Genomic DNA, 8771 nt, shown 5'->3' on the forward strand with positions numbered 1-8771 from the left:
AGGGCTTTTTTTTGTCTCCGAAACGGCTGGAACGGCTACACGGCAACGCCTTTCGCGGCCCGTACAGCGCCAGGGGATAGGCCCACAGTTCTTTTGAATGCACGGCTGAAGGCAGCCAATGAGCCGTAACCCAGTTGACTGGCAACAGCCTCCAGAGAACAGTGTTCACGGCTCAGGCTATGCAATGCCAGGCGCATTCTCAGCTCCGTCAGGTACTGCAATGGCGGCATACCCGTAGCCTCGAGAAAGCGCTGTGCGAACACAGAGCGGGAATGCCTGGCCTCATGGGCAAGCGTGGCCACCGTCCAGTTTCTGCCTGGGTGCCGATGCATCATGACAATGGCCCGACTCAGTCGAGGGTCTTGCAAAGCGCCGAGCCAGCCCGCGACATTTCCACAGCCGCCCGCGACCCAACCACGCACCAGCAGCGCAGCAACCACTTCGGCAAGACGTGCCAGAATCCCCGCATGCCCGGCCTGCAGCATCAAGGTCTCACGCTCCATTGCCGCGAGCATGGGCCGCAGCTCGGGACATGTCTCCAACAGAGTGCTGACCTGCATGACATCCGGCATGGCGGCAACAAGCGGTTGCATGCCGCCCAGCTCCAACTCCATGCAACAGCTGAAAATGATCGCGTGATCAAAGACTCCGCCCTCCTCGTCGTATGCCCCATTGTGAACGCCATCGACAATGGCGGTAGACGGGTCAAACAGCTGTATATCGCTCGCAGCCGTGTCTTCAGCCGGCAAAATGGCATGGTGCCCACCGCGCGGAATCAGAACCGCGTCCCCGCTGTCGAGCCTGCATAGAACGTTCTCAGCGCTACGCAACCACACCGGCCCACGTCCGACGAAATGAAACTGTGCTCGCCCGATTGCGTTACTGAAGCCAACACCAAGGGGCTGTACGACTTCCAGCCTGCGGAATTGAACACCGAATAGACGCATACCGAGCAGCAGTTCGCTGATGGGGTCATTTGAGCAGGTTGGCATGGAGAACGCTCACCACGAATTCAGGACGTTTAATCAATTTTTCCGGATCTTACGTCATAGACCGTCCTGCGTCATCGACCTACAGTGCGCCCATCACTTCTGCCGCAGGGAAATCGCCTCATGAATCACATTCGCTTCGTTCGCCTACTGCGTAATACCTGGCTTGTCGCGCTGTTAAGCGGACTATCGTCGATTGCCCTGGCAATAGACAAAAGCTACACCGTCACAGCCCCTGACGGCGTCAAGCTCGCTGTGCAGGAATCAGGAGATCCGAGCGGCCCGGCTCTGATTTTCATCCACGGCCTGCTGGGCAGTCACCTCAATTGGCAGAAGCAGATCGGTAGTCCTCAGCTGCAGCGCTACCGGATGATTACTTATGACCTGCGCGGTCACGGGCTTTCCGACAAGCCCGAGAATATCGAGGCGTACCGCAATGGAAGTCATTATGCGGACGATCTGGCAGCGGTAGTTGAAGCCACTGCAAGCAAGCGTCCGGTGCTGGTTGGCTGGTCAATGGGGGGCGTGGTCATGTCCAACTACCTCGCCGCCTATGGCGATGCGGAGATCGGAGGGGTTGTGTATGTCGATGGTGTCATCGAGCTCAACGCTGCTTTGATTACAGCTCATCCTCAAGTGTATGCAGGCCTGAGCTCAGAGGACCTGAAGACCCACCTTGATGCAGTGCGTACTTTTCTCGGACTGTGCTTCCAGACAAAGCCGGATGCACCGACATTCGAGCGGCTGTTATCGAGTGCCGCGATGGCATCGTGGGCGATGACCCGTGCTACGCCTGCAATGACTGTCGATGCGGCAGAAGGCTTGCCCAGAGCAAAGGTGCCAGTATTGATGCTGTATGGCGGCAAGGATGAGCTGGTCAATGTTCAGCCCAGCATCGCACGTGCCCGGCAACTCAATGCGCGGATTCAATCCAAGGTGTACGAAAATTCAGGCCACGCGCCATTTCTGGAAGAAGCATCACGCTTCAATACAGATCTGACAGCCTTCATGGACTCGGCTGCCATCGCGGCAAAAGGCTTAGACTGAGACCTGCTCCGAGCGTTATGTCCTAATCAAAAAAACCGCGCATGCTCCTGCCTGATAAATGGCAGGAGGCATGCGCGGGTCTGTGTCGGCTACGCCTCCTTACAATATCAGCCTGGCAGTTTTACGGGCTTCTTGGCGCCGCTGAACAACCCCCAGCTGGACATGAACAGCGCCGCCACCAGAGGTCCGATCACAAAGCCGTTCAGACCAAAGACCGACATGCCGCCCAACGTGGAAATAAGGATCAGGTAGTCCGGCATTTTGGTGTCTTTGCCCACCAGGATCGGGCGCAGTACGTTATCCACCAGACCGATCACGAAGACGCCAAACAAGCCCAGCACCACACCTTGCCAGATCATGCCGCTGAGCAGGAAGTAGACTGCCACCGGCGCCCAGACAATCCCGGCTCCCACCGCAGGCAACAGCGACAGGAACGCCATGATCACCGCCCAAAGCAGCGCACTCGGGATGTCCAGCACCCAGAAGATGAAGCCGCCCAGCGCACCTTGCGTCACCGCGACCACCACGTTGCCTTTGACCGTGGCACGTACCACACGGGTGAACTTGAGCTGCAGACGGCGCTTCTGCTGTTCGCCCAACGGGAAGGCGGTGCGGATCTTGCGTACCAGCTCCTGTCCGTCGCGCAGGAAAAAGTACAGCAGGTAAAGCATGATGAAGACGCTGACGACAAAGTCGAAGGTGCCCTGCCCGAAGCTGAATGCCTGGGTAGCCAGGTACTGACTGCCCTGCATCGCGCCCTTGGCGATCTTGTCGCGCAACCCTTCCAGGTCGCCCATGCCCAGACGATCGAGCAGCGCCTGCATGGAGTGCGGCAACAGGTCCTTGAACTCGGCCAGATAACCGGCGATATCCAGTTGCCCGGTCTCGACGTTCTTGTACAGCGTGGTGCCCTCCTGAACCAGCAAGGCGCTGATCACGATCACCGGCAGAATCGCGATAACCAGACAGATCATCAGGGTGCACAGGGAGGTGAGATTGCGTGACCAGTTGAACTTGATCTGCAATTTGCGCTGCACAGGCGCGAAGATGATTCCAAGGATGACCGCCCAGAACACTGCGCCATAGAACGGCAGCAGAATCCATATGAAGGCAATGGTCACCAGTACCAGTAGCAGAATGAGGGTTTTGTATTGCAGCGTGGTTTCGTTCATGTCCTGTCCATGTCATTAGACCGCGCATCGCGCCCGGTCTAGAGCTTAGTCAGCACACAAGCGCACGAGTGCCATCTTCTATGAAGGCAATATGACGGCGACGAAAGTCACGGGTGATGGCAGGGATTCAAGCAGCTGCCCGACAGACATCAGCGCCGGAACTGACCGAGCAGGCTGTCCAGGCGCGCGCCCGTTCAGCCAGGCTGCGTGAGGTCTTGGCGCTGTGCCGGGTTTCATCGGCGACGCCCTCGACTGCACTCAAGATCTGATGAACGCTGCGATTAATTTCTCTGAAAGGTGCCGGCTGACGTACTACGGGGCAGTCCGCTCTGGCAGGTCTATGCGTACCCGCAATCCCCCTGCCGGACTCTCCTGCAATTCCAGTTGACCACCCCACGCCTCGACGATGTCGCGCACGATACCCAGACCCAGCCCGTGGCCAGTAATCTGCTCGTCAAGACGAGCGCCCCGACTGAACACTTCTGCGCGTTGCGCCTCGGGAATACCAGGCCCATCGTCATCCACCAACAGACAGAAGCCCTGATGCTGAATGAGAATGTCCAGACGCACTTCGCTGTCGGCCCATTTGCAGGCGTTGTCCAGCAGGTTGCCGAGCAGTTCGAGAATGTCCTCTCGATCCCACGGCAGGTACATGCCCGCCTCGACATCGTTGATCAACTGGAGATGGACACCATGAATCATGCCCAGTGTGGAGAAAAGCCCGGGCAGTTCGGCGTCACAATCGAAGCGGGCTCCCGGTAGAGCGTCGCCGGAGAGGCGTGCGCGATTGAGCTCGCGTTCCAGACGCAGACGGATATTTTCCAGCTGCTCCTGCAGCGTCCTGCGCAAGGCCGGGTTGGCGTCCAACTGGCCGCTGAGGGCCAGGCTGAGCAAGACCGCGAGCGGTGTCTTCAAGGCATGTCCAAGATTACCCAGTGCATTGCGTGAGCGTTTCAGGCTGTCTTCGGTATGCGCGAGCAAGTGGTTGATCTGAGCCACCAGCGGCTCGAGTTCGAGGGGAACCTGATTATCCAGTTGTGAGCGCTGGCCCTGCTGGAGCTGAAAAATCTGCTCGCGAACGGTTTCAAGCGGACGAAGCGCTCTTCGCACGGTGATGCGTTGTAACACCAGCACCAGGATCAGCGCGGCAAGCCCAAGTCCCAGTCCGATCTGCTGCATGAGACGAAAACTCGCCCTGACCGGCGTGTAATCCTGTGCGACGGTGATTGAAATCTGCTTGCCGAACTTGCGGTATTCGCTAGTCAGCATCAACAGCGATTGCCCGGTCTTGCCGAGCTCAAGATTGGCATGCAAACCCACCCCAGGCTGGGGCAGCTCGAAATCCCACAGGGAGCGGGAGCGCCAGTGCCCCTGTGGCAGATCCATGCGGAAGTAATGGCCGGACAACGGACGCTGGTAGGCACCCGAGAGGCGATGGTCATCCAGCTGCAGCCCGGCAGGACCTCGCACCAGTGCTACCAGCAGGTTTTCACTTTCGTTGCGCAGGCCTGACTCCAGATAGCGCTGCAGGCCCACTTCGAATAGCCAGAGACTGGTCTGCGCCATCACCAGACCGACAACCACCATAACGGCGATCAAACCCAGACTCAGACGCCGCTGTATGGATTTCAACCGCCGGCTCCACCGTACAGATAGCCCTGACCGCGGCGTGTCTCGACGACTGCGCGGCCCAACTTGCGCCTCAGGTGATTGACATGGACTTCGATGACGTTGGAATCACGCTCGTTTTCGCCATCGTACAAGTGCTCTGAAAGATGGCTTTTAGAGAGAATCTGTCCCGGGTGGAGCATGAAATAACGCAGCAGACGAAACTCAGCCGAGGTGAGCTGGATATCCACGCCATCCCGGCTGACGCATTGACGACCTTCATCCAGATTAAGGCCGGCCGATTCCAGCGTGGGCTGGTTGGCCAGCCCGTGCGAACGTCGCAGCAATGCCTGAATACGCAGCTGCAGCTCTTCAGGATGAAAAGGCTTGGTCAGGTAATCATCGGCGCCTGCCTTCAAGCCTTCTATACGCTCTGACCAGGAGCCCCGCGCGGTCAGAATCAACACGGGGGTCGCCAGACCTTTGCTGCGCCAATGCTGGAGAACCTCAAGCCCTGGAATGCCAGGCAGACCCAGATCCAGAACAATCAAGTCATACGGTTCACTTGCGCCTTGATGAACCGCATCACGCCCGTCAGCCAGCCAGTCGACCGCGTAGCCTTGACGCCCCAGCGCAGCCAGCAGCTCATCGGCAAGGGGAACATGGTCTTCAACCAGTAGCAGGCGCATCAGTCATCATCCTCGTCTTTCAGCAATCGGCTATCACGCGCATCGAACTTGAGCTCGCGAACGACGCCCTCAGGGGTCAGCAACTCAAATTCATACACGTACACATTATTCTTTTCCTCAAGCTCGGCCTCCAGCAAACGAGAGCCCGGATGAAGGCCCATCGCGCGCTCGATGAACTGTTCAAGAGGCAGGATGACCCCGCGCTGCCGCAAACTGAGCGCTTCATCCTGATTGAGATCTCTGGCATACACAAAAGAGCAGGTCAGGCTCAAACCAAGGATGACACAGAGACGCTTGTCGACATTCATTAGTTATCCTGATGATTCCTGTAGACCTGGCCCGTGGCGGCGTCCATTTCGAGAACCCACTCAACACCCTGTTTGTCACGCAGCTCGACATTGTAAACGTACCTGCCGTAGATGTTCTTGAACTGCGTGCCGGTGATACTGGCATCGGGGTGTTTGCTCAGCGCTTTGGCATCGAGCTTTTCAGTCGAATGAAGCGTACCGGCCTCACTGAGGCGCAGCACTTCCTGTGGGTCGACCCCACGCGCCTGAATGAAGCAGGACGTCAAAACAAATGTAAGGGCCGCCAGCAGGGTGGTCAGCGTTTTCATAGGGGGTATCCATAGCGAACGGTGCTTCTATGGCGTCCACCTTAACCGGTACAACTTAACTCAAACTGAATAGATCTGGCCGAGTGCCATCAAGCGTTCTAGCGGGGTCATCGCGGCCAACCCTTGCATGGAGTTTCAGGCCATTGCTGTTAAACTCGTCGATTGCATTTATCGCGTGAGCGATCGCCATTTTTCCGGGGCCAATACACAGTGGAAATCTTCAAAGAGTTTACCTTCGAGTCAGCACACCGCCTCCCCCACGTTCCAGAGGGGCACAAGTGTGGACGCCTGCACGGCCATTCGTTTCGTGTCGGCATTCATCTGGCCGGAAAGGTTGATCCCCATACCGGCTGGATCCGGGACTTCTCGGAAATCAAGGCGATCTTCAAGCCGCTGTATGAACGCCTCGATCATAACTACCTGAATGACATCCCGGGCCTGGAGAATCCAACCAGCGAAAACCTGGCGAAATGGATCTGGAATGAATTGAAGCCTTTGCTCCCGGAGCTGTCGGCAGTCCGCATTCACGAGACCTGCACCAGCGGATGTGAATACCGCGGCGACTGATTGCCCTGACAATAAAAAAACCACCTTATCGGTGGTTTTTTTGTGCCTGTCGATCGGCGGCAGATATAGCCACGCAGCCCCATGATGCATAGAAACGAAAACGTGTTTTCACGCTGGTTTTTGCAGGCACCAGACAAACAAAAACCCTCAACGCGTAAGCGATGAGGGTTTCTGGAATTCAATCTTGACGATGACCTACTCTCACATGGGGAAACCCCACACTACCATCGGCGATACATCGTTTCACTACTGAGTTCGGGATGGGATCAGGTGGTTCCAATGCTCTATGGTCGTCAAGAAATTCGGGTACCGAATCGTGCCCTGCGGCGCGCTTCAGCAAATCGGGTATGTGATAGCAAGCTGTTTCAGGTGTCATTCGTGACGCAAACTTTCGGTTCGTGTCATCTTCACAGTCACCGCAATCTGCTCATTCGACGCAAATTGCTTGGGTGTTATATGGTCAAGCCTCACGGGCAATTAGTATTGGTTAGCTCAACGCCTCACAGCGCTTACACACCCAACCTATCAACGTCGTAGTCTTCGACGGCCCTTTAGGGAACTCAAGGTTCCAGTGAGATCTCATCTTGAGGCAAGTTTCCCGCTTAGATGCTTTCAGCGGTTATCTTTTCCGAACATAGCTACCCGGCAATGCCACTGGCGTGACAACCGGAACACCAGAGGTTCGTCCACTCCGGTCCTCTCGTACTAGGAGCAGCCCCTCTCAAATCTCAAACGTCCACGGCAGATAGGGACCGAACTGTCTCACGACGTTCTAAACCCAGCTCGCGTACCACTTTAAATGGCGAACAGCCATACCCTTGGGACCGGCTTCAGCCCCAGGATGTGATGAGCCGACATCGAGGTGCCAAACACCGCCGTCGATATGAACTCTTGGGCGGTATCAGCCTGTTATCCCCGGAGTACCTTTTATCCGTTGAGCGATGGCCCTTCCATACAGAACCACCGGATCACTAAGACCTACTTTCGTACCTGCTCGACGTGTCTGTCTCGCAGTCAAGCGCGCTTTTGCCTTTATACTCTACGACCGATTTCCGACCGGTCTGAGCGCACCTTCGTACTCCTCCGTTACTCTTTAGGAGGAGACCGCCCCAGTCAAACTACCCACCATACACTGTCCTCGATCCGGATAACGGACCTGAGTTAGAACCTCAAAGTTGCCAGGGTGGTATTTCAAGGTTGGCTCCACGCAGACTGGCGTCCACGCTTCAAAGCCTCCCACCTATCCTACACAAGCAAATTCAAAGTCCAGTGCAAAGCTATAGTAAAGGTTCACGGGGTCTTTCCGTCTAGCCGCGGATACACTGCATCTTCACAGCGATTTCAATTTCACTGAGTCTCGGGTGGAGACAGCGCCGCCATCGTTACGCCATTCGTGCAGGTCGGAACTTACCCGACAAGGAATTTCGCTACCTTAGGACCGTTATAGTTACGGCCGCCGTTTACCGGGGCTTCGATCAAGAGCTTCGCTTGCGCTAACCCCATCAATTAACCTTCCGGCACCGGGCAGGCGTCACACCCTATACGTCCACTTTCGTGTTTGCAGAGTGCTGTGTTTTTAATAAACAGTCGCAGCGGCCTGGTATCTTCGACCGGCAGGGGCTTACGCAGTAAATGCTTCACCTCCACCGGCGCACCTTCTCCCGAAGTTACGGTGCCATTTTGCCTAGTTCCTTCACCCGAGTTCTCTCAAGCGCCTTGGTATTCTCTACCCAACCACCTGTGTCGGTTTGGGGTACGGTTCCTGGTTACCTGAAGCTTAGAAGCTTTTCTTGGAAGCATGGCATCAACCACTTCGTGTTCTAAAAGAACACTCGTCATCAGCTCTCGGCCTTAAGATCCCGGATTTACCTAAGATCTCAGCCTACCACCTTAAACCTGGACAACCAACGCCAGGCTGGCCTAGCCTTCTCCGTCCCTCCATCGCAATAACCAGAAGTACAGGAATATTAACCTGTTTTCCATCGACTACGCTTTTCAGCCTCGCCTTAGGGACCGACTAACCCTGCGTCGATTAACGTTGCGCAGGAAACCTTGGTCTTTCGGCGTGGGTGTTTTTCACACC

General features: G+C 56.4%; 8 protein-coding genes and 2 rRNA genes (1 of these 10 only partly in view). 2 read left to right on the plus strand and 8 right to left on the minus strand.

What is annotated here, in order from left to right; translation table 11 throughout:
- Nucleotides 1–35: 35 nt before the first annotated feature.
- Nucleotides 36–992 (minus strand): AraC family transcriptional regulator, encoded by a 957-nt coding sequence (locus JOE39_RS09820; RefSeq protein ID WP_122336394.1) that lies wholly within the window; start codon nt 990–992, stop codon nt 36–38.
- Between the two features lie 120 nt (nt 993–1112).
- On the opposite strand from JOE39_RS09820, the gene JOE39_RS09825 reads away from it, so the two are divergent.
- A complete protein-coding gene (locus tag JOE39_RS09825; RefSeq protein ID WP_122336393.1) occupies nt 1113–2036 on the plus strand; it encodes an alpha/beta hydrolase in 924 nt (307 codons plus the stop codon).
- A gap of 107 nt (nt 2037–2143) precedes the next feature.
- Here JOE39_RS09825 and JOE39_RS09830 read toward each other — a convergent pair whose 3' ends face one another.
- From JOE39_RS09830 to JOE39_RS09850, 5 genes are all read right to left on the minus strand, one after another.
- The gene (locus tag JOE39_RS09830; RefSeq protein ID WP_003395673.1) at nt 2144–3208 is read right to left on the minus strand and encodes an AI-2E family transporter; all 1065 of its coding nucleotides are present in this window, start codon (nt 3206–3208) and stop codon (nt 2144–2146) included.
- A 312-nt stretch (nt 3209–3520) separates the two neighbouring features.
- The gene (locus tag JOE39_RS09835; RefSeq protein WP_024665373.1) at nt 3521–4840 is read right to left on the minus strand and encodes a sensor histidine kinase; all 1320 of its coding nucleotides are present in this window, start codon (nt 4838–4840) and stop codon (nt 3521–3523) included.
- Entirely contained in the window at nt 4837–5505 is a 669-nt protein-coding gene (locus JOE39_RS09840; protein WP_210077419.1) for a response regulator transcription factor, read from the minus strand. Before JOE39_RS09840 ends, JOE39_RS09835 begins: the two co-directional genes overlap by 4 nt.
- Complete coding sequence (locus tag JOE39_RS09845) at nt 5505–5813, minus strand: PepSY domain-containing protein (RefSeq protein ID WP_003317989.1); 309 nt, start codon at nt 5811–5813, stop codon at nt 5505–5507. Before JOE39_RS09845 ends, JOE39_RS09840 begins: the two co-directional genes overlap by 1 nt.
- Nucleotides 5813–6121 (minus strand): PepSY domain-containing protein, encoded by a 309-nt coding sequence (locus JOE39_RS09850; protein ID WP_010425568.1) that lies wholly within the window; start codon nt 6119–6121, stop codon nt 5813–5815. The genes JOE39_RS09845 and JOE39_RS09850 overlap by 1 nt, the downstream gene beginning before the upstream one ends.
- Nucleotides 6122–6331: 210 nt before the next feature.
- On the opposite strand from JOE39_RS09850, the gene queD reads away from it, so the two are divergent.
- Nucleotides 6332–6688, plus strand: a complete 357-nt coding sequence (gene queD / locus JOE39_RS09855) for a 6-carboxytetrahydropterin synthase QueD (RefSeq protein WP_003317991.1) — start codon at nt 6332–6334, stop codon at nt 6686–6688.
- Between the two features lie 182 nt (nt 6689–6870).
- Here queD and rrf read toward each other — a convergent pair.
- Both rrf and JOE39_RS09865 read right to left on the minus strand, forming a co-directional pair.
- Nucleotides 6871–6986 (minus strand): 5S ribosomal RNA (rrf, locus tag JOE39_RS09860).
- A gap of 158 nt (nt 6987–7144) precedes the next feature.
- Nucleotides 7145–8771, minus strand: a 23S ribosomal RNA gene (locus JOE39_RS09865); it runs 1266 nt beyond the window's last position.

Origin of the sequence: Pseudomonas sp. PvP100 (assembly GCF_017833055.1) — a bacterium.
GTDB lineage: Bacteria > Pseudomonadota > Gammaproteobacteria > Pseudomonadales > Pseudomonadaceae > Aquipseudomonas > Aquipseudomonas syringae.